The organism is Pseudoduganella sp. jia 9 (genome assembly GCF_055502615.1).
Map to the genome: position 1 here is coordinate 66,923 of NZ_JBUPWE010000018.1, position 26,983 is coordinate 93,905.

Here is a 26,983-nt window from a genome sequence, read left to right on the forward strand (position 1 = left end):
ATACTGCGCCCATGGAAAACAACCTTGTTTTTATCTGCGTAGTGTTCGTGCTTGCGGGCATGGTCAAAGGCGTGACCGGCATGGGACTGCCGACCGTGGCGATGGCCCTGCTGGGGCTCGTGATGCCACCGCTGCAGGCCGCCGCCATCCTCGTCGTGCCTTCGCTTTTGACGAACATGTGGCAGATGCTGGAACGCCGGGGCTTGCATGCGCTGTGGCTGCGGCTGCGTCCGATGCTGCTGGGCGTGTGCGCCGGCACGCTGCTCGGCGGCGCCTTCTTCGCGAAAGGCGATGGCAGGGCGGTCCTAGGCATCGCGCTGGTGCTGTATGCGCTGCTCGGACTGTCGTCGTGGCGCTGGCAGGTGCGCGCGGCGCAGGAACCCTGGCTAGGGCCACTGGTCGGCGTGGCGACCGGCGTGCTGACGGCGGTCACCGGCGTGTTCGTGCTGCCCGCCGTGCCTTACCTGCAGGCGCTCGGGATGGAGAAGGAAGAGCTGGTGCAGGCGATGGGCCTGTCGTTCACGGTGTCGACGCTGGCGCTGGCCGCGATGCTGGCCGGGCATGGCGCCTGGGAACCGGCGAGCGCGGGCATGTCGTTCCTGGCCCAGTTGCCCGCGCTGGTCGGCCTGGCGCTGGGCAGCCGGCTGCGCGCGCGGCTCGAGCCGCAGGTGTTCCGGCGCTGCTTCCTTTTAACGTTGCTGCTGCTTGGTGGGCACATGAGCCTCGCACCCTGAACCAGCGCTGGCCGGTCAAAACCGGTGACAGGCTCCAGTTTTCAGGAAACATTTCCCGGGAATTGGGGCCTGTCACCGGAAGTGCGACAATGGCTCACCAGGTTCGGAAAGTTCCCATGAAAAGAGTGCGCATCACGCTGCCGTTGTCGCTTGCCGTGTTACTGGGCTGGCTTGTCTTGACGATTGCGGGCGGCTGGGTCGGCTCAGGCAGCAAGCCGGAGTCGCTGGCCGACGCGGCAACCGGGAGCATCGGTGTCGCCTGGATCATCGCAGCGCTGTTCGCGGGGTGGTTCGCGTTCGCCTCCCAGGATCGCAGCGTCACCGGCGTCGGCGCGCCTGATCCTTTGCGGTCCACAGGCCTGGTCTGGTTGCCGCTGCTGTATGCGGCGTTTGCGCTGCTCATCGCGTTCACGGACGAGTCGACGATCCCACGCGCGGCCATGCTGACGCTCGCCGTCAACATGGCCGCGGTCGGCCTGTCCGAAGAGCTGATGTTTCGCGGCGTGCTGCTGGCCGGCCTCCTGACCCGGTACACGGTGTGGCAGTCTGTTCTCGCTTCCTCGGCCATCTTCGGCCTCGTCCATGCATTGAACGGCTTTACTACAGGCGAGGTTACGGCCGCGCTGTGGCAGTGCGCGGGGGCGTTCCTGCAGGGCGTGGGCTACGCGGCGATCCGCCTGCGCACGCGATCGGTCTGGCCGATGGCCGTGGTGCACGGCATCTGGGACTTTTCCCTGATGCTGCACCTGCTGTCGGCGCCGCCCGAGGAAACGGCGCCGCTGCTGCCTTGGGCCTCGCTGCTGCTGGTGCTGCCGATCTTCCTGTATGGCCTGTACCTGATGCGCGGTTCGCGGGGCGCATTGCCCCATGCCACGCCTGCCGAAGCAGCCCGCTGAGGGGCGGATCGTTCCGGGAACTACTGCCCGCTCAGCACCGCCAGTTGCTTGCCCGTGCCGCCTTCGCCGAGGGGAGCGCTGGTCACCAGCAGGGTGGCGCCGGGCTCCAGCAGCGCGGTTACGCGCTGGTAGAATTCCGGCGGGATCTGCACCCTGTTCCTTGCCACCTCGTCCACCGGGCTGCCGTCCTCGCCCTCATGGCCGGCCACGCCGGCATAGATCCACTGCTGCCCGTCGCCGGTGCCGCCGGCAAGCGTCAGCACGTGCGTGGCGTCGTCGTCGCGCGGCAGTGTCACGGCGGAGCGGCCGATCGGCACGCCATTGCGCAGCACGACCGCGGCCTGGTCGGCGCGCGACAGCACGATCGTCACGGGCCCGGCGGGCGACTTCTCGGGCATCCAGAAATCGCCTTTGCCGTCCATGTCCTGCGAGGAGGGCGCCAGCACTTCGCCGCCGCCCTTCGCCACCGGGTGGACCGCATCGTCCGCCACGATGACCGTGGTGCCGAGCCGTGTCGCCGTGAACAGCTGCTTTGCAAATGCCATCGGCAGGTGCACGCAGCCGTGGCTTTCGGGGTAGCCGGGCAGCCCGCCGGCATGCAGCGCCACGCCATCCCACGTCAGGCGCTGCTGGTAGGGCATCGGCGCGCCGTGGTATTTGTTCGAGTGGTGTTTGGCGTCCTTCTGCAGGATGGTGAACACGCCGGTCGGTGTCCGGTATCCAGGCTTGCCGCTTGAAACGGTCGCGACACCGATGCGCACGCCGTTCCGGTACACGGTCGCCAGCTGTTTCGACAGGTCCACGTACACCAGCACCGGGCCCTTCGGCGCGATCCGCGGCGCCCACACCCATTCGCCGGGCTTCAGGCCGGCCGACTGCCGCGCGAGTTCCACCGCGGACGATACGGTACGTCCCTGTGCCGCCGCCGTGCCGGTGAACAGCAGCGCGGCAACGGCCAGGCATGCCGCGCTGGCCGCCATCCGTTTCGTGTGTTTCGCGTGTTTCGTGTGTTTCGTGTGCTTCATGCCCATCATGCCCATCATGCCCATCATGCGATACCCGTCATTATTGCGTGGCCACCGTCAGTGTATAGGCCGCGCTTTCATTGCGGCGCGCCGCGTTGCGCATCAGGTAGACGCTGACGGTGTATTCGCCATCCCGTTCGACCTTGCCGCTGTAGTCGAGCCCCTTGATGGAGCCGACGAACGACGCTTCCTGCGCATCCGGCGGCGTGATATTGAAATAATTCGACCGCGAACTCGTCTTGAGTTTCACGGCCAGCGCCTGGCCCTGCCGGACCGCGACCTTGTACTCGGCCGTATCGTAGCCGCGGATCTTGCCGCGCACGGTTTTCGTGCCTGGCTTGACTGCGTCGATCGTCTGCGTTTCGACCTTGTCGGCCTTGTCGGTCTTGTCGGCCGCTGCGGCGCCTTGCGGCAGCCATGCCAGCGCACCGCACAAGGCCGTGCCGGCAATCGCCATGCTGAGATGTTTCATCGTGTTCCTCGATTGGTTCGTCCAGGCCTGCGCCATGATCCATGCCGTGATGCCGGGCCACGTGTCGCGCTGTGTCTTGCTGCCCATGAAAAGCCCGATATGGCCGGGGCCACTGTCAGGCGATGATATTCAGGCCGCCGTCCACGTACACCGTGCTGCCCGTCAGGCGGCGCGCATAGTCGGTGGCAAGGAAGGCGCAGGTATTGCCGACGTCGATGATGTCGACCAGTTCGCCGAGCGGTGCCCGGGCGACGGCGTCGGCCAGCAGCAGGTCGAAATCCTTCAGTCCCGATGCGGCGCGCGTTTTCAGCGGGCCGGGCGAGATCGCATGCACGCGGATGCCGCGCGGGCCGAGTTTGTGCGCCAGGTAGCGGCAGGAGGCTTCCAGCGCCGCCTTCACGGGGCCCATCACGTCATAGTTCGGCACCACCTGCCGCGCGCCGTGGTAGCTCATCGCGAACAGGCTGCCGCCTTCCGTCATCAGCGGCGCGGCCAGGCGCGCCATGCGCACGAACGAATGGCAGGAGATATCCATCGCGCGCAGGAAGCCTTCGCGAGAACAGTCGAGCAGGCCGCCCTGCAGGTCGGCCTTCGGCGCGAACGCGATCGAGTGGACCGCGATATCGAGGCGGCCGTGCCGTGCCAGCGCCTCGAATACGGCTTCCAGCTGGCCCGGCTGCTCGACGTCCAGTGGCAGCAGTTCGGCCCCCAGGGACTCGGCCAGCGGCGCCACGTGCGGCAGCGCCTTGTCGTTCAGGTAGGTCAGCGTCAGGTCCGCGCCCAGCTTGCGGAACGCCAGCGCGCAGCCGTAGGCGATCGAGTGCTCGTTCGCCACGCCGACGACCAGCGCGCGTTTGCCTGCCAGGATCGGATGGACCGTTTCAGCGTTCATGCTTCCTCCACCAGCGCGGCGGTATGCCGCGCGATCATCAGTTCTTCGTTGGCCGGCACCACCCATGCTTCGACCTTGCTGGAGGCGGAGCTGATGCGGGAGATCCTGTCGGAACCGGCTGCGGCGTTGGCCGCTTCGTCCAGCGTGACGCCCAGCCACGCCGCATCGCGGCAGACGGCTGCGCGCACCGCCACGCTGTTCTCGCCGATGCCGCCCGAGAAGACCAGGGCATCAAGGCCACCCAGCGCGGCGGCCAGCGAACCGAGTTCGCGGCCGATGCGGTAGACCAGCAGGTCGATCGCCAGCCGGGCGCGCGGGTCGTCGCTGGCCTCGAGCGTGCGCATGTCCGCCGATATGCCGGACACGCCCAGTAGCCCCGATTGCTGGTACAGCAGCCGCTGCACGGCCGCCACGTCCATGCCCAGTTCGTCGATCAGGTACAGCACCACGCCGGGATCGAGCGCGCCGCAGCGGGTGCCCATCGGCAGGCCGTCCACGGCGGTGAAGCCCATCGTGCTGGCGACGCTGCGGCCGGCCCGCATCGCGCACATGCTGGCGCCATTGCCCAGGTGGGCGGCCACGACGCGTCCGCCAGCCAGGCCGGGGGCGAAGTCCGGCACGCGGCTGGCGATGTATTCGTAGGACAGGCCATGGAAGCCGTAGCGCCGGATGTCCTGGTCCGTGATCGCCGGCGGCAGCGCGAAGGCCTGCGCCAGGGCCGGCTGCGCCGTGTGGAATGCCGTGTCGAAGCAGCCCACCTGCGGTACCTGCGGCGCCAGCGCCATCACGGCGCGTACCGGCGCGAGGTTGTGCGGCAGGTGCAGCGGGGCGAGAGGGATGAGTTTTTCAAGCTCATCGAGCACGGCGCCATCCAGCCGCTGGGGGCCGCTGTAGCGCACGCCGCCATGCACGATGCGGTGGCCCACCGCGCGCACCTGCATGCCCTGCAGGTGTTCCGCCGCGTGATCGATCAGGAACCGCATCGCCTGTTCGTGATCGAGCGGGGCGCCGCTCCAGGTGCGTTCGCCCACCGGCATGCCGGCGGCATCGAAGGCCATGAAGCGGGTGCTGCCGGCGTACAGGTTTTCGATCTTGCCCTTCAGGGCCGGCGCCAGCGCCGCGCCGCGGAACAGGGAAAACTTGATGCTCGACGATCCGGCGTTGATGACCACCACGGCATCGTTCGGTGCCAGCATGTCAGCCGCCCAGGATTTTTGGTTCGACCAGCCGGCGCCGGGCGACCAGCACGGCCACCGCGCACGAGGCCAGCCGCGCGGCCACCGAGTCGGCACGGCTCGTGAGGATCAGTGGCACGCGTGCGCCGAGCACGATGCCGGCCGCCCCGGCGCCGGCCATGAAGCTGAGACTCTTGGCCAGCATGTTGCCGGCCTCCAGGTCCGGCGCGACAAGCACGTTGGCGCGGCCGGCCACGGGCGATACCAGGTGCTTGATCGCCGCCGCGCCCGGGTCGATGGCGTTGTCCATCGCCAGCGGCCCGTCGAGGATGCCGCCGGTGATCTGGCCGCGGTCGGCCATCTTGCACAGGGCCGCCGCATCGAGCGTCGCCGGCATTTTCGGATTGACCGTTTCCACCGCCGCGAGGATGGCCACCCGCGCTTCGCCGAAACCGAGGATGTGCGCGAGGTCGATCGCGTTCTGCACGATGTCGACCTTGTCGGCCAGTGCCGGCACGATGTTGACGGCGGCATCGGTGATGATCAGCGGCTCGCCATGGCCGGGAATATCCATCACGAAGCAATGGCTGAGCCGCCGCGCGGTGCGCAGCCCCGTGGTGGACGACACGACCGCGCCCATCAGCTCATCGGTGTGCAGGCTGCCCTTCATCAGCGCCTGCGCGCCGCCTTCGCGCACGATCTCCACCGCGCGCGCCGCGGAGGCATGGCTATGGGGCGTGTCGACGAGGGAGAGAGCGGAGATATCCAGGCCTGCATCGGCTGCTGCCTGTTCGATCCGGGCACGCGGGCCCACGAGGATCGGCTGGATCAGGCCCAGCCGGCCGGCATCGAGTGCCGATTCCAGCGCATGCGCATCGCAGGGGTGCGCCAGCGCCACCGTGACGGGGCCGCCTGCGCGGGCGGCGTCGATCAGCTTGTCGAAGTACGGATGGCCGGTGCCGAGGGCAGTCATCGGACATCGCCTTCCGCAGTGCAGCAACGCTCGGCCCGCTGCATGAACGGGCATTCCATCGAATGGTACATTGGCACTCCAATGAAGAGTCAGACCAATCTTAGCCAATACCCGGCGACGATGCCAGCGAGGATTGCTGCAGTGCGCAAGCCCTCTCCCGCATGGCAGGGATTACGGCGATATGGGTTCCCACGTGTAGGTGCCGCCGCTGCCGGCCAATTCCAGTTGCAGGCGCCCGCCGACGATGCGGTAGCTGCGCACCGCTTCGATATCGCCCGGCAGGCGCCCGGCAAGCGGCGACGGCGGGCACATCATCCGCGTCGTGGCGAGCGGGCCGAGCGCCAGGGTGCCGGAAGCGCCATCCGCCGCGCCCGGCGTGGCGGTCCAGGTGCCGGAACCCTGGTTGCAGTCGACCCGCGCGGACAGCCGGCCATCGGCACCGAAGCGCACCTGGTATTGATCGGGCCGAGACGGCTTGAGTTCGGCGCTGCCGGCTCCCTGTGCCTGGTAGGCCACGAGCTGCCAGGCGGTGCCGGCCAGTTGCGCCTGGCCTCCGGTGCCGGGTGTCGCGGCGCATCCCGTTGCCAGCAGTGCCGCGGCGGCGATGCTGGCCAGGTATGGCATGTGGCGTCGGTAGGCTGTTTTCATGATTCACTCCTTTCAGTCAGTGGTGACCCCGCCGGCCCCCGCATCGAGCGGGGCGGCGCCATGTTTGCTTACTGCCCCTTCAGCAGCGCCTTGGCCGCCGCCGTCACCTGGTCGCGCAGCCACTTGTGCTCGGGCGACTGGTGCACCCGCTCGTGCCATAGCTGGTAGAAGCGCATCGGCGGGAATTTCACGGGGATCGTGAAGATCTTCAGCGGCAGCATCCTTTCATAGAACTGCACGAACTGGCGCCCGGTCGTCAGCACCAGGTCCGACTGCATCAGCATATAGGGAATCAGGCCGAAGTACGCCGATTCCACCGCCACGTTGCGGTGCAGGCCCTGGCGTTCGAGGAAGGCGTCGATCACGCCGACAGAGCCCTGCACCATCTGCGACGGCGCCACGTGCGGCAGCGTCAGGTATTCATGCAGCGTCATCGCATCCTCGGCGGTGCGCTTCGCGTAAGGGCTGGCCGCGTGCATCGCGCACACGATCGGATCCTCGAACAGCTTCGAGATGTGCAGGTGCTGGGGCGGCTCGTCCCAGTTCGCGATCACCAGGTCCATGTCGCCATCGGACAGCATGCGCACATAGTCGACCCCCGGCCCCAGGCCGTGGATGACCACGCGGCTCTTCGGCGAGCCGCGCCGCAGCAGCGCCACCACGCTGGGCAGGAACTGGCTGTCCAGGTAATCGGGCGCGGCGATGTTGAACGTGCGCGCTTCTTCCTGCGGCGCGAACGGCGTCTTCTTGACGAACAGGTTCTCGGTCTCGTCGAGGATGCGCTTGGCGGGCTTCAGCAGGCTTTCGCCGTGCTGCGTCGGCACCATGCCGCGCGCACCGCGCACCAGCAGCGGATCGCCGGTCAGCTCGCGCAGCTTGCGCAGCGAGGCCGAAATGGATGGCTGCGGCTGGTTCAGCTTCAATGCCACCCGCGAGACGTTCTTTTCCACCAGCAGCAGGTACAGGATGCGGATCAGGTGGATGTCGAGATGTTGCGGCAGGGCGGACATGGCGAAGGCTGTGTCTATACGAATACGGATATGTCGAATATACGTGAACTTTCATGCCGGGAGCATGGCAATCCATGTATCGACTGTAAATAGATGTCGGTAAGCCACAGAAGCGGCGCAGTGGTTCGCCGCCCGTCCCAGAAAATATTGCCCGGAAAATGGGGACGTACCCCATTTTCCGGGAAAGGTTACTTCAGGGTACGCTCGAACAGCTGGTAGATCCGCCGGTACTGGTCGTACCAGCTTTCCGGCTGCGTGTAGGCGTGGCGTTCGAGCGGGTAGCTGGCCAGTTCCCAGTGGTCCTTTTTCAGCTCGATGAGGCGCTGCGCCATCCGCACCGAGTCCTGGTAGAACACGTTGTCGTCGACCATGCCGTGGGCGATCAGCAGGTGGCCCCGCAGCTTGTCGGCGTATTCGATCGGCGACGAGATCCGGTACGCTTCCGGGTCGATGTCCGGCGTGTTCAGGATGTTGGCGGTGTAGCCGTGGTTATAGGAAGTCCAGTCGGTGACCGGGCGCAGCGCGGCGCCGGCCTTGAACAGGGCGGGTTCGCGCATCAGCGCCATGAACGTCATGAAGCCGCCGTAGCTGCCGCCGTAGATGCCCACGCGGTCGATGTCGCCCTGGTGCGTGGTCGCCAGCCATTTCGCGCCATCCACGTAATCCTCCAGCTCGGGGTGGCCCATGCGCCGGTAGATCGCCGTGCGCCAGTCGCGGCCATAGCCTTTCGATGCGCGGTAGTCGATGTCCAGCACGATGTAGCCCTTGTCGACCAGCAGGTTGTGGAACATCTGCTCGCGGAAGTAATTCGACCAGCGCTTCGACACGTTCTGCAGGTAGCCTGCGCCGTGCACGAACATCACGACCGGGTATTTGCGGCCCGGCTCCAGCACGGCGGGCTTGTACAGCTTGGCCCACGCCGGCGCGGCGCCGTGCGTGGACGGCACCTGCACGAACTGCGGCTGCACCCATTCGCGCGCCTTGTATTCCGGCGTGCGCGTATCGGTCAGGTTTACGGCCGCGCCGCCGGTGGCGGGCACGATCGCCAGCTGCGGCGGCACGTAGGCCGACGACCACCGTACCAGCAGTTTCTTCTGGTCGGGCGACAGCAGGAAGCTCTCGGCGCCGCCGCCGACCTGCGTCACTTCCTGCACCTTCCCGTCGCTGGCGGAAACGCGGCACACCTCGTAGTCGCCCGGCGTCTTCCGGTTGCACATCAGCCACGCCGCGCTGCCGTCGGCGTTCCAGGCGACGCTGGTGGCTTCCCACGCACCGCTCGTCAGTGCGCGCTGCCTACCGTTCGCGTCCAGCGTGTACAGGTGCGAGTAACCCGATTCCTCGGACAGGAACCACAGCGTGCGGCTGTCCGGCAGCCAGCCAAAATCGTTGTAGCTGCTGTTGACCCATGCCTCGTCGGTCAGCCGGTGCAGCGGCTGCAGCTTCGCCGCGCCCAGGTCCACGGCGGCGATCCAGCGGTCCTTGTTGTCGACCGCGCGGATCATCAGTGCCACCCGGCTGCCGTCGGCGGCCCAGGCGATACCCTGGCCTTCGTCTTCTTCCAGCCGCACCGCGCGGTTGCCCTTGACCGGTTCCAGCTTTTGCGCGGCGCGCATGGCCGCCAGCGGATCGGTGGCGATGCCGGGCAGGGGATCGAGCGCCAGTTCGCGCATCGTGCCGTCCTTCAGGTCGACCAGGCGCAGCGTCTGCGCCAGCGGCAAGTTGCGGCCCACGCGGGTGCGCTGGTCGTCGAACTCCTCATAGCCCGATTCGGTCACATAGCGCGGCATCTTGCCGACGCGGCCGTTCTGCTCGGCCTTCGGCGAGGTCGCCAGCACCAGCCAGCGGCCGTCCGGCGACAGCGCGCTGGCATCGATGACGATCTTGTCGCCCAGGTAGAACGGCGCCGGTGCGCGCGTGGAATCGGCACGGCGCTGCGCCTCGGCCTGCGCGCGCTGCGCGTCGCGCTCTTCCTTCTGCCGCTGCAGCGTGGCGATCAGCCGCAGCTGCAGCGCGCGCAGCGCATCGTCGCCCGGCGCCGCGGCAGGATCCTTCATGGCGCGGGGCAGGGCCAGCGGCACGACCAGCCGCGTTTCCCGGTTCCAGGCGAACCAGTCGTGGCCGACGCGGTACTGTACCGACCTGCCGTCCGCCGAGTACTGCGGATCGGCGGCGGCCGTGGTGTCGCGGCGAACCTGCGCCAGGGCGCCCGTCTTCAGGTCGCGCTCGAACAGGTCGCCGTTGCGCAGCAGGATGGCGCGCGTGCGCTCGCGGTTGTAGAACATTTTTTCCGCATCGGCGCCTGCCAGGTCGGCATCCGGCACCTTGCGCGGGGAAGCGCCGGCGATGAACGTGTCGCGCAGCGGCGAGCCGGCGCGCTTCTGCAGGTAATAGGTGGTCTTGCTGTCCCAGCCCCACCACGCCGTGTCGACCGGCGTGCCGATCCAGTCCGGCGCGGCCATGGCCTGGTCGAGGGTGATGGGGGTAACAGCGAAAGAGGGGAGGGGCAAGGCGGCCAGCAGCGCCGCGGACAGGAGTCTGCGCATGGTGATTCGGTGAGAATGAAAGGCGCGCGCATTCTAACGCACGGCGCCTTCCCCCGGCCGTCTTTACTACCGATCCTTACTACCGATCCTTACTACCGATCCTTCTACCGATCCTTACTGCCGCCGCATGAACGTGCGCACCGTGTCGTTCAGCGTTTCCATGTTGACGGGCTTCGTCAGGTGGTGGTTGAAGCCGGCCGCCATCGCGCCCATCCGGTCCTTGTCCTGGCCATAGCCGGTCAGTGCGATGAGCACCGTTTTCTCCAGTTCCGGATAGCCGCGCAGCGCGGCCGCGACGTCCACGCCGCTCATGTCCGGCAGGCCGATGTCGAGGAACACCACGTCCGGCCGCAGCCGCAGCGCCGCTTGGATCGCGCCGGCGCCGTCGTGCGCCATGTGCACCTCGTGGCCGGCGAACTGCAGCAGCGCCGCCACGATCTCGGCCGAATCGACATTGTCGTCGACCACCAGGATGCGGTGCGCGTCGGCCGGCCGCGCCGGCGCCGCGGCCGGGGCAATGCAATCGGATTCGTCCGCCGGCGGCGTGCGCGCCAGCGTGGGCAGGCGCACTTCGAACGTGCTGCCCTGGCCCGTGCCTCCGCTGTGCACGCTCACGCTGCCGCCGTGCAGGTTGACCAGCGTGCGCACCAGCGACAGGCCGATACCCAGCCCATCCTGCACCCGGTCCGGCGAGTGGCCGGCCTGGGCGAACAGGTCGAAGATCGTTTCCGCATGTTCGGGAGAAATGCCGATGCCGTTGTCGGTGACGCGGATCACCGCTTCCTTGCCTTCCAGGCAGGCGGACAGCGCGATGTGGCCGCCCGGCCCGGTGAACTTGGCGGCATTGTTCAGCAGGTTGCCCACCACCTGCGTCAGGCGCACGCCGTCGCCATCGACCCAGATCTCGTGGTCCGGCAGTTGCACGACCAGGGTATGCTGGCGCGCGGCGATATTCGGATCGGCCGTTTCCACCGCGCTTTTCAGCAGGCCGCACAGTTCCAGCTCGGCGCGGCGCAGCGCGATCTTGCCCTGCGAGATGCGGGAGACGTCCAGCAGGTCGTCCACCAGGCGCACCATGTGGTCGGTCTGGCGCAGGATGACGCGGCGCGCGTTTTCCTGGGCCGGCGAGGAGTGCGGATCGAGGCTGCGCAGCAGTTCGACGGCGTTGCGGATCGGCCCCAGCGGATTGCGCAGCTCGTGCGCCAGGATCGCCAGGAATTCATCCTTGCGGCGATCCATGTCGCGCAGTTCGCGTTCCACGCGGCTCAGCCGCAGCAGCGCGCGCACGTTGGCCACCAGTTCTTCCGGTTCGATCGGCTCGAACAGGTAATTGTCCGCGCCGCTATCGAGCGCGCGCACCTTGTCCGGCGACGACAGGTAGGACGCCGACGTCTGCAGCACCAGCACCATGGCCGTATCCGGGTTCTGCTTCAGCTGGCGGCAGACTTCGAATCCGTTGATGTCGGGCAGCTTGGTATCGAGCAGCACCAGGTCGGGCGACACCTCGTGGGCGACACGCAGCGCTTCGGCGCCGCTGCCCACTTCCAGCACGCGAAAGCCGGCGCGCTGCAGGATGCGCGTCTTTGCATAGCGCGCGGCGTCGGTATCGTCGACGTTCAGGATCACGGGATCGATCGGAAGTGCCTTCATGATGGTCTCTCTTGGTTGCAGAGGGCATTCAGCTGCGCCAGCAGCTCGTCGCGCGCGACCGGCTTGCTGAAGTATGCGTCCGCCCCCAGCGAAAACGCCTTCTGGCGATCCGCTACTTCGGAGGCGATGATGACCGGTACGTGCTTGCGGCGTTCGTCATCCTTGATCCGGGCAAGCCAGCGCCAGCTGTCGCCACCGTTCAGGTAAAGATCCAGGACGATCGCGGCCGGCTGCTCCACCGTCCATGCCTGTTCGGCTTCCCACACGCTGCGCACGGGAATGACGCGGTAGGCCGTGTTGCGGAAATAGCTGCGGTACAGCAGCTGGGTCGAGCGGTCGTCTTCCACCACCAGTACCGGGATCCCGGCGGCATCCGGCGCATCCGGGCGGTACACATGCGGCGCCGGCATTTCGTCGTGCAGCAGGGGGATGGTGGCGGAAAACGTGGAGCCGGCACCCGGCGTGCTTTTCATCGAAACCGATCCGCCCAGCAGGCTGGCCAGCTTGCGGCACAGCGGCAGGCCCAGTCCGGTGCCCTTCACACGGTGCTGCAGCCGGTTTTCCACCTGCGAGAATTCCTCGAAGATGAGCTGCTGGTGCTCGGGGGCGATGCCGATGCCGGTATCGGCCACGTCGAAGCGCACCGCGTCGCCCTTGGGCAGCAGCGTGGCGGACACGCGCACGTGGCCCGCTTCGGTAAACTTCAGCGCATTCGAAATGAAGTTGCGCAGGATTTGCGACAGCTTCGCTTCGTCCGTCATCATCGTGATCGGCTGTTCGGGCTCGTCGAACAGCAGGTCCACGGTGGCCGAGACCAGCAGCGGGCGCAGCATGCCGCGCAGCGCCGAGAACATGTCGTTGACTTCGAACGGCGCGGCGCGCACGTCGATCTTGCCGGCCTCGATCTTGGCCAGGTCGAGCAGGTCGTCCACCAGTTCGGTCAGCGACTCGGCCCCCTTCAGGATGAAGCGTACCTGCTTTTCCTGTTCCGGCGACAGATCGCCGTCGACGCGTTCTAGCAGCAGCCGGGTCAGCGCGCGGATCGACGACAGCGGCGTGCGGAACTCGTGGCTCATGTTCGACAGGAAGCGCGTCTTCATTTCGTCGGCGCGGCGCAGGTGGTCGGCCTTTTCGTCGAGCTCGGCGTACAGCGCCACCACGCCGCGATTGGTGTCCTCGAGCTCGCGGGTCAGCTGCATCAGCTCGTCCTGGCGCGCCTTCAGCTCGGCCAGCGTGGCCAGCAGCTCCCTGTTCTGCTGCTGGACCTCGGCCACCGACACGTCGGGCGTGAGCGCCGCGAACTGTGCGCTCATCTCGCCCACGCTGGCCGCCGTCAGCAGCGGCGCATCGTGCGGCAGCAGCTTCTTCAGCGTAACGATGGTACCAACCCCGGTGCCAACCCCGGTGCCGGCCTCGGTGCCAGCCCCGGTGCCGGCCTCGGTACCGGCGCCGGCGCCCTGTTCCGTTCCCGTCCGGATGTCGAACTGGTCCATCAGCCGGCGCGCGCCGACGATGCCCATGCCCATCCCGGTACTCGACTGGTAGCGGCCCGACAGCACCAGGTCCAGGTGCGGGATGCCCGGCCCCTTGTCCTCGATGCGGATCACCAGCAGCTGCGGCGACGTGGCGCCTTCGACGGCGAATTCCACGCGGCCGGTGCCGGCATAGCTGTACACGTTGCGCGCCAGTTCCGACACGGCCGTGGCGATGCGGGCCTGGTCCTGGGCATTGAAGCCGCACAGCGCGGCGATCTGGCGCGCCCGCTGGCGCGACGCGACCACGTCGAGTTCCTGCTCGATGCGCATGGAAAGAATGCGTATGCTCATGGTTGCGCCTGCGCGGCCGTGGTGTGGAACATCGCGTTCACGACTGCCATCCCTGGTGATCGCGCAGCACCAGCACCGTCACGTCGTCCCGGCCGCGGCTGAAATCGCGGTACAGCACGCCGGCCACGATGGCCGGGTGGCAGGCGGCGATGCCCGGGTAGTCTTCCAGGCGCCAGCGCGAGTTGATGCCGTCCGAATGCAGGATCAGCAGGGCCGCGTCGGCCCACGGTGCGCCGAATTCCTGCACCTTGCGCATGTTGCTGCCGACGATGCCGTTGTGCGACACCAGCTGGCGACGTTGGTCGCCGGCGAACAGGTGGGCCGCGATATTGCCGACGCCGGCAAACGTGATGGTCTCGCCCAGCATGTCGATGCGGGCGACGGCGGCCGCCGCACCGCGCGTGGCGCGCAGCGCCGCGTGCATGTCTTCGAGCAGCGTGCCGGCCGGCAGGGCCGGTTCGCGGCCAATCGTGATGGCCGCCAGTTCGGATGCCTGGGCCGCCAGCGGACCGTGCCCCAGCCCATCGGCCACCATCACCGTGGCCGACGTGGCATCGTGCGCCAGCGCCCAGCTGTCGCCCGACAGGTCCTCGCCATGCATCGGCAGGCACACGGCGCCCCAGTGCAGCGCGGGCGCGCTGCGGGCCGCCTCGGCCGGCGTGACATCCAGGAACCGGCGCGGCCACATGGCCATCATGACGGCCGTGCCGCGGCCGGGCGCGCTGTAGATGTCGAACTCCCCCGCCAGGCGGCGCATGGCGCCCAGGCCCACCCCGTAGCTGCCGGCGGTGGAGCGGCCATCGGCCAGGCTGGCGGCCACGTTCGCGATGCCGGGACCGTTGTCGAGCGCCAGGATCTCCAGGCCGTGCACGCCGCGCTGGAACAGCGGGCGCAGCAGGATCTCGCCGTGTCCGGCGTGCTTCAGGATGTTGGTGGCAGCTTCGGTGACGGCGATCGCCACCTCGCCGGCCGCCGTTTCGTCGAAGCCGAGCCGCGTGCACAGGTCGACAGCGGCGCGGCGCACCGCCGACACCTGGCTGCTGTCCGCGAGGGCATGGCAGCTCTGCCGGAGTTCGGCGGCTAGTATGGTTTCCATTTACAGATTCTTACGGTGGTGCCCTGGCCGGGTGCCGAGTCGAGCTCGAATTCGTCCGCCAGGCGCTTGGCGCCGGACAGGCCGAGGCCCATGCCGCCGCCGGTGGTATAGCCGTCGGTCAGTGCCCGGGGAATGTCGGGAATGCCGGGGCCATGATCGATGAAGGTGAGGCCGACGCCCTTGCGGGCGCCGTTCAGCAGCTTCTGCATGTGTGCTTCGCCGCCGCCGCCGTAGCGCAGCGTGTTGCGGGCCAGTTCACTGGCGGCCGTGATCATCTTGGTTTGGTCGATCAGCGAAAAGCCGGCAGCGATCATCTGTTCGCGCACGGATTGCCGCAGCCGCACCACGTCCTCGTCGGAACGGACCGGCAGCACTACTGCATCGACGTCGATATTGCTCAAGGATCGCCTTTCAGGTTAGTCCGCGCTTTGTTTCAGCAACTTGACGCCCTTTTCGACGTTCAGTGCCGTCTGCACGCCATGCAGCGTGAGGCCCAGCTCGACCAGCGTGATGGCCACGGCCGGCTGCATGCCGACCAGCACCGTGCGCGCATCGAGGATGCGTGCCATCGCCGCCGTGTTGCTGATCATGCGGCCGATGAACGAGTCGACGATGTCCAGCGCCGAGATGTCGATCAGCACGCCGCGCGCGCGGTCCTTGACGATGCGCGCGGTCAGGTCGTCCTGCAGCGTCATCGCGAGCCGGTCGTGCATGTCGACCTGGATCGTGACCAGCAGCAGTTCGCCCATCTTCAGAATGGGGATACGGTCCATGGCTGCCTCAGACTGCCGCTTCGGCGCGCACCACGGTGGCGCCCACGCGTTTCAGCGCCACCAGGAAGGCATCGGCCAGCGTGGCCTTGGTGGTCACGTCTTCCAGGTTCACTCCCAGGTGCACAATGGTCTGCGCAATCTGCGGACGGATGCCGCTGATGATGCAGTCGGCGCCCATCAGGCGCGCCGCCGCGACGGTTTTCAGCAGGTGCTGCGCCACCAGCGTATCGACGGTGGGCACGCCGGTGATGTCGATGATGGCGATCGAGGCGCCCGTCTCGATGATCTTCTGCAGCAGGTTTTCCATCACGATCTGGGTACGGGCGCTGTCGAGCGTGCCGATCAGCGGCAGCGCCAGTACGTCCTTCCACAGCTGCACGACCGGCGTGGACAGCTCCAGCAGTTCCTGTTGCTGGCGCATGATCACGCTTTCGCGGCTGCGCTGGTATTCCTCGATCGTAAACAGGCCCATGCGGTCGAACAGCGCGCCCGTGTCGCCCATCTCGGCAGCCAGCGCCGCCGGATCGGCGGCCAGGCTGGTGCGAAGCAAGCCGAACAGCGGCTCTTTCAGCGAAAAGATGAACGTGGCGGTTTCGGTCGGCGAAAAGCCCTGGCGCACGCGCGCGGCGGACATCTCGGTCAGCAACTGGCGCACTTCGGCCCAGGCCGGCGCGTCGAAGTCATAGGACTGCCCGGTCCCGACCGTGCGGGCAACCAGTGCGAGGAAGCGGCCAGCCTGCTGGCGGATCTCGCCCTCTGCAGCCTTGTCGCGGCGCACCATGCGGGACAGCATCCCGCTCATCCAGCCTTCCAGCAAGGTTTCCTGGTTGTCGGTAAGGATCTTGGCCAGGTGGCCGGTCGTTGCCATGCTCATGCGATCTCCGGAAAAATTTCAAACGAATCAGTGTAACAGTCCAACACAGGACGTAATGATACGGTTTGAAATATTTCCACGCCACACGATTCGTTTTTCGTCATAGCAACTTTGCGTCGAATGGCTGAGTAGGTGCGGGCATGGCCAGGCCCATGCCTTGCGCCCGGCAGTCGAACCGCGGTCCGACTACTCGAGCTCAGCCGTTCCGGTAGCGTTCCAGCAGCGCGCGGTGCAGGGAGGCAATTTCTTCGGGATCGACCTTGGGCTGGCGGTCGAACGTGAGCAGGCCGTTCTTTTCATGTTCGACGTCGGTGAACTGCGTGTAGCAGGCGCCGGCCAGGAAGGTGAGGGTGGCCAGGCTGTCGACCAGGTCGCGGTAGCGCGCCAGCAGTTCATCCCCGGAACGCACGCTGCCGTAGTAATCGAACAGCCGGTCGCGCGGCGCCGATTCCTCCGGTTCGCTGAGGAAGCCGCCCACTTCCGACAGCACGATCGGCTGGCCGCGGTACTCGCCGCCGGGCAGGAACAGCGGCTTGTCCTTGTACCAGCCTTTCAGCGGAGGCACGCCGGTCTCGAGGGTTTCGGCGTAGCGCGCGGCCAGCTTGTGACCGGGCTGCGTGTAATCGTGGATCGAGCACACATCGGTCAGATCGGTGTGTTCCCAGCCGTCGTTGTCAACCACCAGGCGGCCCGGATCGAGCCGGCGCGTGCGCAGCACGAGTTTCTCGATGAACGCCTGCTGGCCCGGATGGCGGTACAGGGCGGGGAAGCCGAAGCTTTCCACCAAGGGCACCCAGGCCACGATGCACGGGTGCCCGGCATCGCGCTCCACGGCGCGCTCCCACTCCGACAGCAGCGCTTCCTCGGCATCGAGCGACCAGCTGCGCGTGTTCGGCATTTCTTCCCATACCAGCAGGCCGAGCCGGTCGCACCAGTACAGCCAGCGCTCGTCCTCGATTTTCTGGTGCTTGCGCACGGCATTGAAACCCAGGCGCTTGACCCATTCGGCATCCGTGCGCAGCGCGTCCACGGATGGCGCGGCCAGGTTGGTATCGGGCCAGTAGCCCTGGTCGAGCACCATCAGCAGGAAGGTGCGCTCGCCGTTCAGGCGGAAGTGGCCTTCGTGCGCCTCGAAGCGGCGCAGGCCGCAGTAGGAGCCGATTTCGTCCAGCACCCGGCCGCCGGCCGCCAGCCGCACGCGCAGGCCGTACAGGTAGGGACGATCGGGCGACCAGGCTTGCGGCGCATCGATCCGGGCATCCAGCGTGGCGGTGGCGAAGCGCGTTTCCGCCTGCGCGAAGGCGACCCGGTTGCCGGTTTCGTCGAGCACGTCGAGCTCCACCGTCCAGCCGGCCGATGGCGCATGCAGGTGGACCTCGACCGACAGACGCCCGTCGGGATCCGTCTTCAGCCAGCGCAGCGAGTCGATGCGCAGCGCCGGCGCCGGCTCCAGCCACACGGTCTGCCAGATACCGGTGGTGCACCAGTAATAGATGCGTACCGGCTTGCCGGACGACGACTGCTTGCCGCGCGGCTGGTACATGTCCTGCCGGTCTTCCACGCGCAGCGTGATGCGGTTGGCGCCCTCCACGAGGAAGGGCGCGATATTGAACGAGAACGGCACATGGCCGCCGCGGTTGCGGCCCGCCAGCCGGCCGTTGATCCACACTTCGGTGCTGTAGTCGACGGCGCCGAAGTGCAGCAGCAGGTCGCGCGGTTCGCCGGGTGCGTTGCCGCGCCATGCTTCCGGCACGTCGAACGTGCGGGCATACCAGACGATTTCATGCACGTCCTGCGTGCCGATGCCGGAGCGCTCGCTCTGGTATGGAAACGGCACCTCGATCGAGCGCGGCAAGGCGCGGCCATCGTGCCAGCCATCGTTGCGGCCCTGGTCGTCATCGTCGAACGCGAATTCCCAGGTGCCGTCGAGGCTGATCCAGTCGGGGCGGGTCAGCTGGGGGCGGGGGTGGAGGATGTCGGTCGTGGTCATCGCGGCATGTTAGCGCGATACGGGAGTTGGCCGCCGCACGGATTCGACCGGATGCGCGCCCGGGATGCAGGTTGCGGTTGCCTGTTGCAGCCGTCCCGTTACCTCGCTCAAGTTCGTGAGAACTGCCGTTGACCGTGCCAATTGAAGGAAAGACCGGTCTACCATCATTGACATACTAATATTTCAGCGCTCTCGACTGATTCCGCCGGGGCGGCAATCCCGCCCGGCCCCGCCTCACCCGCAGCACCCCTTTCAACCACGACAGGAGACAAACCATGCAACAGGTTCGTGCAGGAAAACCCGCGCGCCGCACCATGCCGGCACTGGTGGCCGGCGCCTTGCTGGCCGCCTTTGGCGGTACGGCCGCATCGGCGGAACCGCCCGCCGCATCTTCCCATCCGCCACGCGTGATGGAAAAGCTCGGCCGCGGCGTGATCGCGATGCGTACCGCGGAGAATGCCGTGTTCGTCAGCTGGCGCCTGCTCGGCCTGGATCCAGCCAGCCTGGGCTTCAATGTGTACCGTTCCAGCAATGGCGCCGCGCCGGTCAAGCTGAATGCCGCACCGCTGACGGGGGCCACGAACTTCACCGACACCACCGCCGACCTGGCGCTCGAAAACACCTACATCGTCAGGCCGGCCACCGCGGCGGCGCAGGAGGAGGCGGGCGCGCGGTTCTCGCTGTCGGCCAACCATGCGGTGGAGCCGATCGTTCGGGTACCGCTGTCCGAACTGCCGGGGCCCGGCTGGCGCACCAAGTATGTCTGGGTGGGCGACCTGGATGGCGACGGCGAGTATGACTTCGTGATCGACCGCATCGCCCCGTTTACCGAGAACGACGACTACGCGACGGCGCCGCAGAAGCTGGAAGCCTACAAGCGCGACGGCACGCGGCTGTGGCAGATCGACCTGGGCCCGGGCAGCATCAAGACCTACAACATCAGCCCCGGGCCGACCACGCTCAGCATGGGCATGTACGACGGCGTGACCGTGTACGACATGAACGGCGACGGCAAGGCCGAGGTGATCCTCAAGGTGGCCGCCGGCGTGACGTTCGGCGACGGCAGCACCTTCGCGGACGAGAACCCCAGCCAGCAGCACGTGGCGATCCTGAATGGCCTGAACGGCACGCCGCTGGCCACCCGGCCGTTCCCCGACGACTTCGCCGCCGCCGGCCCGCTCGGCACACAGTTCGGCATCGGCTACCCGGACGGTCTCAACCCCAGCATCTATTTCTGGGGGCGCAACCGCAATGCCAACAAGAGTTTCAACGACGTGTTCGCATCGTGGAGCTGGAAGGGCGGCGAGATCACCGAGAACTGGAAGCTGCCGATGCCGCCGGGCGATGCGCGGCAGGCATCGCACCAGATGCGCGTGATCGACGTCGATGGCGACGGCAGGGATGAAATGGCGACCGGTAACTTCATGGTCAACAGCGACGGCACGCTGCGCTACATCCTGCCCGGCGTCGTGCATGGCGACCGCTTCTTCATCGGCAAGCTCGATCCGGCCAGCCCCGGCCTGCAGGGCTACGGTGTACAGCAGAACAACCCGAACGGCCTGCTGGAGTACTACTACGATGCCACCAACGGCAACGTGCTGTGGGGCCACTCGAATACCGATGGCGTGCTGCGCGACGTCGGCCGCGGCCTGGTCGGCGACGTCGATCCGCGCTACCCCGGCTATGAAGTGTGGTCGTTCTCCGGCCTGTTCAACGGCGCGACCGATACGCTGACCGAGCCGGACGTCAACCTGCGTCCGTATCCGACCCATTCGATCTGGTGGGATGGCGACGTGCTGGCCGAAGGCCTGAACGACTACAAGATCGAGAAGTGGAATCCGCTCGCACCGACCCGCACCAACGCGACGCCGCGGCTGCTGACGATGTCCAGCGCTGCTTACGGTTCGCCGAAGATCTGGGACCACAACCCGATGTTCTTCGGCGATATCCTGGGCGACTGGCGCACCGAAGTCGTGCTGGTCAATCCGACCTATTCCGAGCTGGTGATCTTCACGACCAATATCCCCACCGACAGGCGCCTGTACACGATGGCGCATAACCCGGCCTACCGCAACCACATGACGATCAAGGGCTACATGCAATCGGGCCTGCCGGATTACTACCTCGGCGACGGCATGGCCACGCCGCCGCGGCCGAATATCCGCTATGCCGGCAGTGGCGCGATCCAGGCCGAGGACGCCACGCTCGCCGGTGGCACGGCCGTTGCCGTCGATCGCGACGGCTACCGCGGCCCCGGCTTCGTCGATTTCCCGGCCAGGGGCGGCAGCGCGCTGTTCAGCCACCTCGATGGCGGCAGCGGCGGCGTCAGGCTCGTGAAGCTTCGCTACGCGAACGGCGGCGTGCTGCCGAAAGCGGGTGTGCTGGAAGTAAACGGCAAGTCCTGGCCCATCGTGTTCCCGCCGACCGGCGGCTGGAACCGCTGGTCGACACTGCCCGTGCCGGTGGCGCTGGCGGCGGGGCGGAACAACACGCTGAAGCTTCGTTCGACGGGAATGGGGCTGGCGCATATCGATGAGCTGGTGGTGCCGCAGCCCTGATTCCAGCCCTGATTCCTGCTGCACTGCATCAACAAAAAAAACCGCCGCGCATGCGGCGGTTCTCGGTCGTGGCCATTCCAGGACGCTACTTATATGTATTGCGCCGCAACAGGGCAACGCTTTTTACCGCCCTGGGTGATTGATTGTTAAAATGTTCATGTTAAGATATTTTTTCCCCGGCAGCCGAGCCGGCCCGCAGCAGAGGGTTTTCCGAGCATTCTGGAGGGACGGCATGGATGAGGTACCTGGCAGTGCCGGCCTGATGCCGGGCTATTTCTCCCCTTACGATGCGCTGATGAATGCGGCGAACGAGCCGGATGCCGTGCTGCGCCTGCAGGCGGCGGCGCGCGAGCTGGGGTTCGACAACGTGATGTTTGCCGTGATCCCGCAGCCGAAGGTCAATATCGGCGAGGTTTACCTGCGCAGTAATTACCCGGGCCAGTGGCGCGACCACTACGATCGCAACAACCTGCGCGCTGCCGATCCCACGGTGGAATACTGTTTCCGCTCCAGCTCGCCATTTGTATGGCTGCCGCAATCGTTCAAGACGACCGAACAGCAGGCGCTGTACGAGGAAGCCTCCGCATTCGGATTGAAGGTGGGCGTCACGTTGCCGATCCGCGGCGTGGATGGCGAGATCGGCATGCTGACCTGCGTGCGCGACGGCAACCCGGGGCCGGATTTCCTGAAAGACCTGAACCAGAACCTTGGCGCCCTTGCGCTATTGCGCGACGTGGCCTTCGATTCGCTGCACCAGTATGTGCACGCAAGCGCGGCGGCGCCCGCTGAAAACGTGCCGGTGCTGACGGCACGCGAGCGCGATTGCCTGCAATGGATGTGCGCCGGCAAGACGGCCTGGGAAATCGGCCGCATCCTGAACATCTCGGAAGCCGGCGTGAATTTCCATATCAGTAACCTGCGTGCCAAGTTCGGCGTCAGCCGCCGCAACGACGTGGTGATCAAGGCGATACGGCTGGGGTTGATCGACCTGCCGGGCTAGGCACGCGTGCCTCAGGCCTTGCCGAACTCCGGCGCACGAACCGTTTGCAGGTGATCGTCGCCCACGATACGGAGCAGGTACAGCCGGATCAGCAGCAGCACCGGCAGCGGAATGCTCCGGCCGCGCTCGAAGCGGCTGCCCTGCGTTTGCGTAACACCGAAGCGGCGCCAGAATTGTGTCTGGTTTTCATGCATGACATAACGCAGGTCGCGAATCAGGTCGTGATCATGCTGCGTCATCGTGTGCGTTTCCGGCATTTCCACATTGAATTGCGGAGCCGGCATCCATTGGGCGAGACCGAAACGATCGATTTTGTTCATGATAAAACCCGATATAGTTGACATGAATTGAGCAAGGCGCCGGCGCGTCCATCGCGCGCCGGCATTGTTATTTCAATGAATGGTGCCGAACAGCGCCGCACGGGTTTTATCGCCCAGGTGGATTTCCAGCGCCACCGCGCGTTCCACGCCGATCTGCAATGGCGGGCCCATGCGGGTAGTTTCGACGCCGGTATGACGCAGCAGGCGTTCCACGGCGGTCGTCGTCACGGTCACGTACTTGCGAATGCCGTGCTGGTCGGCGAAGGTCACGATGCCGCGCATGGCGGCGAGCGCCCGTTCCGCGAAACCGAACCTGGAGTCGCCCTCGGTTTCGATCGCGAAGCGGCTCAGTTCCCATACCTGCCCATCCACCGGCGCGGCGGCGCCATGCAGCAGCTGCGGGAAGGTATCTTTCAGCATATAAGGGCCTTCGGTCGGCATCATGCGCCAGCAGCCGCACACCTGGCTGGCATCGTCGCGGATCACCATGTAATGGGGTTCGAGGGCGTCATAGCCGTCGATTTCCATGCCGTCCAGCACCGGGACATCCCAGCCCATGCGGTCGCGGAATACCTTGGCGCGCAGCACGTGAATGGCGCGCAGTTCGTTGCGGGAAAATTCCTGACGCTGACCAATTTGAATCATCGAAGCCATGATATATCTCCCTGTTGGATTATCTCGTTAATTCCGGACTTTTGATCTGTTACCTATATCTCGCTATCCTGCCGCTCTGCCTTTTTAATGCAGTTGATGTAGGTACTTTATGCGTCCTGGCTAAACTTAATAACTCCCCGAGCTGCTAGGGAAAGGACCATGCCATACTGGTAGATCTGATAGGGACAAAAAACTGTTTCGCTGCTAGGAAGCGAACTCTTTCAGTGGCGAATGGATGAATATCCTCACCGTGCCGGGAATTAAGCACACTGAATATCAGACCGGCATGCGTGGAGCAGCCAATCACCTGCCATTCCCCAGCCAGCCGCTGGCACGTCCGTAGCGCCGTATCAGGAGGCAGCGGCTGTTTCCGGCCAGGGCAGCGCCGAACTGCCGTGCAGGTAGCGGAACCGCACGGGGCGGCCACGGCGGTAGGCGAGGGCGATCTGGCAGTCGCGCATGCGGCGCTGGGCGATGAACGCGTCCGGCGCCGCGCGCTCCGGCAGCGGCGCCCGGTCCCGGGCGACGATCAGTCCTTCCGGCATGCGCACGAAACCGCAATCGGCCATCGGCTTGTGCATGCCGGATCCCAGCGCGTTCCGGTAGGCTTTCTTCAGCGTCCACAGTTCAAGGAAGCGGCCGTAGCGGCGCTCTTCGGGACAGGCGTGCAGCTGCGCCAGCTCGTCCGGGTGGAACAGCCGGCGGGCGAGTTGCAGGAAGCCGCGGCGCACCGGCACCACGGCCGCCACTTCCACGCCCAGCAGAGGGTCGCTGCCGATCGCCAGTGCCACGTGCGATGCGCAGTGCGACAGGCTGAAATGCAACTGCTCATGCCCGGCCAGGCTCGGCCGGCCCCACCGGTCGCGTGTAAATGCCAGCGCGCGCGGATCGTCATCCACATAGGCTCCCAGCACGACACGCTGCAGCACGCGGCTTTGCAGGTACTGCCACTGGCGTTCCCAGGGCCGGATCGCGCGCCAGCGCGCCAGTTCGCCGACCGCGAGCAGGGGCAGGTACACATCGATCCGTGCCGGATCGACCGGCGGTTGCAGTTCCATCAGGTAGACCGCCACCGCGTTGCGCGCCGGCAGGTCGCGGGGATCGACAGGCAAGGGCAGCGGCAGCGGCATTGCCAGCGGTAGCAGTTGCAGGTTTGCATCGTGCATCGTATGCCTCGTCAAAGGGTGGGCAACAGCCGCAGGCTGGCCAGGTGACAAGCAGTCAGGCGCCCGGCACGGTACTGGCCGCGCAAGGAGGCAGGTTTTCGTGACCGGCCCCCAAGGGCCTGGACGGGAACACCCGGTGATGCGGGGAAGGACGCGCGATGACTAATACTCCAGGCAGGCAGCCTGCCATTCGGCGCCTGCCATGCGGTTGCGCAGTACCTGGTGAAACAGTTCGGCCGCCCGCATCGACATGCCGGCCAGGCCGAGCGCGTCGCGGATCTGGGCGGCCAGGCCGACCAGCCGTTCGTCGAATGCGGCCACGGCGGTGAATGGCACCGCGGTGTGCAGTTGCGCGGCGCGGCCGGCGACGGCGCGCCCATCGTTCCAGCGCACGACGAAGATTTCATGCTCGCCTTCCAGGGCGCGCAGGGCCGGCCCGTCGCCATGGTCGGCGAACAGCGTCACTTCGAAGGGAAGGCCATCCAGCAGGGAACCGCCATCGGCGGAGCAATAGGTGCGCGCATCGCCGCGAGCCAGGATCAGCAGATGATGCAAGATCGTCTCCTTACGTCAGGATGCCCGAGACAGGCGGGCCGCGGCCATTGCCGCCCCGCGCATCGCATTCGTGAATGGTTGGTCTGTTTGGTCCGGCCTGGCCGCGCCGGCGAGTGTCCGGCAAGGTGTCCAGTACAGAGTATTAAACCAGAACCGGCGAGGCCGGATCACTAGCAGAATTGATAGGTAGTGGCCGGCCGGTGCGCGCTGCCATCCGCGCCGCGATGCGTCGCCGGCGCGCATCGGCCGGCACTGCTGCAGTGCAAGTTGATCTTCTTCGGGAAGTGCGCGACCATCGGGGAGTGAAAACGATTTCACCTGCCCTGAACAATCAGCGAAGGAATAAGACATTGAGACACGACCCACTGCGCTTCATCCCCTTGCGCAAGCTGCCGGCCCTGATGGTGCCGTTCGCCTGCCTGGCCCTTCCCGGCGTCGCTGCGGCAGCGACGCCGCAGCCCGCGTCGGCCACGATCGGGATCAACCAGCTCGGCTTCCTGCCGGGAGCGGCGAAAGTTGCCGTGGTGCCCGATGGCGCGGCGCGCACCTTCGCCATCGTCAAGGCCGGCACCGATACCGTGGTGCTGGAAGGCGCACTGGCGCCGGCGGCGGCATCGCCCGAGTCCGGCGACCGGGTGCGGCTGGCGACGTTCACGCAGCTGGCCACGCCGGGGCGCTACCAGGTGCGGGTCGCGGGCTTGCCCGATTCGCCGCCGTTCGACGTGGGCGCGGGTGTATTCCAGGCCGTGAACGCCGCGTCGATCAAGGCTTTCTATTTCAATCGCACGGCCATTGCGCTGGATGAACGGCACGCCGGCGTCTTCAAGCGCGCAGCGGGCCATCCGGACACACGCGTGCTGGTCCATGCGTCGGCCGCCTCGCCGGCGCGGCCAACCGGCAGCGTGATCGCCAGCCCCAAGGGATGGTACGACGCGGGCGACTACAACAAGTACATCGTCAACTCCGGCATCACCACGTACACGCTGCTGGCGGCCTGGGAGGATTTTCCAGCCTTGTTCAAGGCCCAGGACCTGAACATTCCCGAGAGCGGCAATGCCTTGCCGGACCTGCTCGACGAAGCACTGTGGAACCTGGAATGGATGCTGACGATGCAGGACCCGGCCGACGGCGGCGTGTACCACAAGCTGACCAACCTGAGTTTCGATGGCATGGTGATGCCGGACCAGGCCACGCAGCCGCGCTACGTGGTGCAGAAAACCACGGCCGCGGCGCTGAACTTCGCCGCCGTGATGGCCACCGCCAGCCGTGTTTACGCACCCTTTGAAAAGCAGTTGCCCGGCATGTCGGCGCGGATGCTGGCGGCCTCGAAGGCGGCGTGGCAGTGGGCGCAGGCCAACCCCCGGGTCTACTACCAGCAGCCCAAGGACGTGGCGACCGGCGAGTACGGCGACAAGGACGTGAGCGACGAATTCGGCTGGGCCGCGGCCGAGCTGTTCATCACCACCGGCGACGCGGCGTACTACAAGGCGATGAACGCGCCGGCGCTGCAGGCCACAGTGCCGTCGTGGGCCGAAGTGCGCGGCCTGGCGTGGATGTCGCTGGCGCGGCACCGCAAGCAACTGAACGCGGCGGCAGACCAGGCACTGATCGCCAGCCGGATCGACGCGCTGTCCGCCAGCCTGGCCGCGGGCTGGAAGAAGTCGGCCTACGGCATTCCGATGCAGCCCGCCGACTACATCTGGGGCAGCAGCGCGGTGGCGCTGAACCAGGCAATGGTGCTGCTGCACGGCTACCGGATCACGGACAAGCGCGACTACCTGGACGCGGCACAGGCGGGCCTCGACTACGCGCTGGGCCGCAATGCCGTCGGCATCTCGTTCGTTACCGGCTTCGGTGCGCGCTCGCCGATGCACCCGCACCACCGGCCATCGGAAGCCGACGGCATCGACGCGCCGGTGCCGGGCTGGATCGTCGGCGGACCGCAGCCCGCCCAGCAGGACAAGAAGGATTGCCCGGCACCTTATCCGTCATCCCTGCCGGCCAAATCGTACCTGGACCATGCGTGTTCCTATGCCAGCAACGAGGTGGCGATCAACTGGAACGCGCCGCTGGTCTACGTGTCGGCCGGGGTGCAGGCACTGACGCCGGCGGCCGCGAAATAGGGCGGTCGATCGGCACAGTTGCAATCGGCA

General features: G+C 66.6%; 24 protein-coding genes. 5 read left to right on the forward strand and 19 right to left on the reverse strand.

From position 1 onward, the window contains the following. Positions 1–11: 11 nt before the first annotated feature. Positions 12–734 (forward strand): sulfite exporter TauE/SafE family protein, encoded by a 723-nt coding sequence (locus ACY34H_RS23145; protein WP_464979821.1) that lies wholly within the window; start codon positions 12–14, stop codon positions 732–734. A 116-nt stretch (positions 735–850) separates the two neighbouring features. Next, positions 851–1,630, forward strand: a complete 780-nt coding sequence (locus ACY34H_RS23150; protein ID WP_464979822.1) for a lysostaphin resistance A-like protein — start codon at positions 851–853, stop codon at positions 1,628–1,630. 20 nt (positions 1,631–1,650) lie between these two features. Here ACY34H_RS23150 and ACY34H_RS23155 read toward each other — a convergent pair whose 3' ends face one another. The 15 genes from ACY34H_RS23155 to ACY34H_RS23225 form a co-directional block, all read right to left on the reverse strand. Next, positions 1,651–2,682, reverse strand: coding sequence for a L,D-transpeptidase (locus tag ACY34H_RS23155; protein WP_464979823.1), 1,032 nt, complete (start codon positions 2,680–2,682; stop codon positions 1,651–1,653). 13 nt (positions 2,683–2,695) lie between these two features. Next, positions 2,696–3,214: a hypothetical protein gene (locus tag ACY34H_RS23160; RefSeq protein WP_464979824.1), complete on the reverse strand. Its 519-nt coding sequence runs from the start codon at positions 3,212–3,214 to the stop codon at positions 2,696–2,698. 28 nt (positions 3,215–3,242) lie between these two features. Beyond that, a complete protein-coding gene (gene fabI / locus ACY34H_RS23165; protein WP_464979825.1) occupies positions 3,243–4,019 on the reverse strand; it encodes an enoyl-ACP reductase FabI in 777 nt (258 codons plus the stop codon). Continuing rightward, positions 4,016–5,215 carry an acetate/propionate family kinase gene (locus ACY34H_RS23170; protein ID WP_464979826.1) on the reverse strand — a complete coding sequence of 400 codons (1,200 nt, stop codon included), beginning with the start codon at positions 5,213–5,215 and terminating at the stop codon, positions 4,016–4,018. Before ACY34H_RS23170 ends, fabI begins: the two co-directional genes overlap by 4 nt. 1 nt (position 5,216) lies before the next feature. Further along, positions 5,217–6,167 (reverse strand): phosphate acetyltransferase, encoded by a 951-nt coding sequence (locus ACY34H_RS23175; protein ID WP_464979827.1) that lies wholly within the window; start codon positions 6,165–6,167, stop codon positions 5,217–5,219. A gap of 171 nt (positions 6,168–6,338) precedes the next feature. After that, positions 6,339–6,815, reverse strand: coding sequence for an META domain-containing protein (locus tag ACY34H_RS23180; protein ID WP_464979828.1), 477 nt, complete (start codon positions 6,813–6,815; stop codon positions 6,339–6,341). Positions 6,816–6,883: 68 nt separating this feature from the next. Continuing rightward, a complete protein-coding gene (locus tag ACY34H_RS23185) occupies positions 6,884–7,825 on the reverse strand; it encodes a LysR family transcriptional regulator (RefSeq protein WP_464979829.1) in 942 nt (313 codons plus the stop codon). A 188-nt stretch (positions 7,826–8,013) separates the two neighbouring features. Beyond that, positions 8,014–10,368, reverse strand: coding sequence for a S9 family peptidase (locus ACY34H_RS23190; protein WP_464979830.1), 2,355 nt, complete (start codon positions 10,366–10,368; stop codon positions 8,014–8,016). Positions 10,369–10,482: 114 nt separating this feature from the next. Continuing rightward, the gene (locus ACY34H_RS23195) at positions 10,483–12,018 is read right to left on the reverse strand and encodes a response regulator (RefSeq protein ID WP_464979831.1); all 1,536 of its coding nucleotides are present in this window, start codon (positions 12,016–12,018) and stop codon (positions 10,483–10,485) included. Continuing rightward, positions 12,015–13,844, reverse strand: coding sequence for an ATP-binding protein (locus ACY34H_RS23200; RefSeq protein ID WP_464979832.1), 1,830 nt, complete (start codon positions 13,842–13,844; stop codon positions 12,015–12,017). Before ACY34H_RS23200 ends, ACY34H_RS23195 begins: the two co-directional genes overlap by 4 nt. Before the next feature lie 37 nt (positions 13,845–13,881). Then, positions 13,882–14,940: an ATP-binding protein gene (locus tag ACY34H_RS23205; protein ID WP_464979833.1), complete on the reverse strand. Its 1,059-nt coding sequence runs from the start codon at positions 14,938–14,940 to the stop codon at positions 13,882–13,884. Next, entirely contained in the window at positions 14,925–15,341 is a 417-nt protein-coding gene (locus ACY34H_RS23210; RefSeq protein WP_464979834.1) for an ATP-binding protein, read from the reverse strand. Before ACY34H_RS23210 ends, ACY34H_RS23205 begins: the two co-directional genes overlap by 16 nt. Positions 15,342–15,356: 15 nt before the next feature. After that, on the reverse strand, positions 15,357–15,713 hold the full coding sequence (locus ACY34H_RS23215; protein WP_464979835.1) for an STAS domain-containing protein: 357 nt from the start codon (positions 15,711–15,713) through the stop codon (positions 15,357–15,359). Positions 15,714–15,720: 7 nt separating this feature from the next. Beyond that, positions 15,721–16,587 carry an STAS domain-containing protein gene (locus ACY34H_RS23220; RefSeq protein ID WP_464979836.1) on the reverse strand — a complete coding sequence of 289 codons (867 nt, stop codon included), beginning with the start codon at positions 16,585–16,587 and terminating at the stop codon, positions 15,721–15,723. Between the two features lie 196 nt (positions 16,588–16,783). Then, positions 16,784–18,577: a glycoside hydrolase family 2 protein gene (locus tag ACY34H_RS23225; protein WP_464979837.1), complete on the reverse strand. Its 1,794-nt coding sequence runs from the start codon at positions 18,575–18,577 to the stop codon at positions 16,784–16,786. Between the two features lie 275 nt (positions 18,578–18,852). On the opposite strand from ACY34H_RS23225, the gene ACY34H_RS23230 reads away from it, so the two are divergent. Together ACY34H_RS23230 and ACY34H_RS23235 are read left to right on the forward strand one after the other, a co-directional pair. Continuing rightward, positions 18,853–21,135: a rhamnogalacturonan lyase family protein gene (locus ACY34H_RS23230; protein ID WP_464979838.1), complete on the forward strand. Its 2,283-nt coding sequence runs from the start codon at positions 18,853–18,855 to the stop codon at positions 21,133–21,135. 232 nt (positions 21,136–21,367) lie between these two features. Further along, on the forward strand, positions 21,368–22,135 hold the full coding sequence (locus ACY34H_RS23235; protein ID WP_464979839.1) for a helix-turn-helix transcriptional regulator: 768 nt from the start codon (positions 21,368–21,370) through the stop codon (positions 22,133–22,135). Between the two features lie 11 nt (positions 22,136–22,146). On the opposite strand, the gene ACY34H_RS23240 is transcribed toward ACY34H_RS23235, so the two are convergent. The 4 genes from ACY34H_RS23240 to ACY34H_RS23255 all read right to left on the reverse strand — a co-directional run bounded on the left by ACY34H_RS23240 (position 22,147) and on the right by ACY34H_RS23255 (position 24,830). Then, the gene (locus tag ACY34H_RS23240; RefSeq protein WP_464979840.1) at positions 22,147–22,455 is read right to left on the reverse strand and encodes a helix-turn-helix domain-containing protein; all 309 of its coding nucleotides are present in this window, start codon (positions 22,453–22,455) and stop codon (positions 22,147–22,149) included. 72 nt (positions 22,456–22,527) lie between these two features. Continuing rightward, complete coding sequence (locus ACY34H_RS23245) at positions 22,528–23,109, reverse strand: acyl-homoserine-lactone synthase (RefSeq protein WP_464979841.1); 582 nt, start codon at positions 23,107–23,109, stop codon at positions 22,528–22,530. 350 nt (positions 23,110–23,459) lie between these two features. After that, entirely contained in the window at positions 23,460–24,275 is an 816-nt protein-coding gene (locus tag ACY34H_RS23250; RefSeq protein WP_464979842.1) for a 4'-phosphopantetheinyl transferase family protein, read from the reverse strand. Positions 24,276–24,437: 162 nt separating this feature from the next. Beyond that, entirely contained in the window at positions 24,438–24,830 is a 393-nt protein-coding gene (locus ACY34H_RS23255; RefSeq protein WP_464979843.1) for a hypothetical protein, read from the reverse strand. Positions 24,831–25,180: 350 nt separating this feature from the next. Here ACY34H_RS23255 and ACY34H_RS23260 point away from each other — a divergent pair, with 350 nt between their 5' ends. Further along, positions 25,181–26,953 (forward strand): glycoside hydrolase family 9 protein, encoded by a 1,773-nt coding sequence (locus ACY34H_RS23260; RefSeq protein ID WP_464979844.1) that lies wholly within the window; start codon positions 25,181–25,183, stop codon positions 26,951–26,953. Positions 26,954–26,983: the final 30 nt, after the last annotated feature.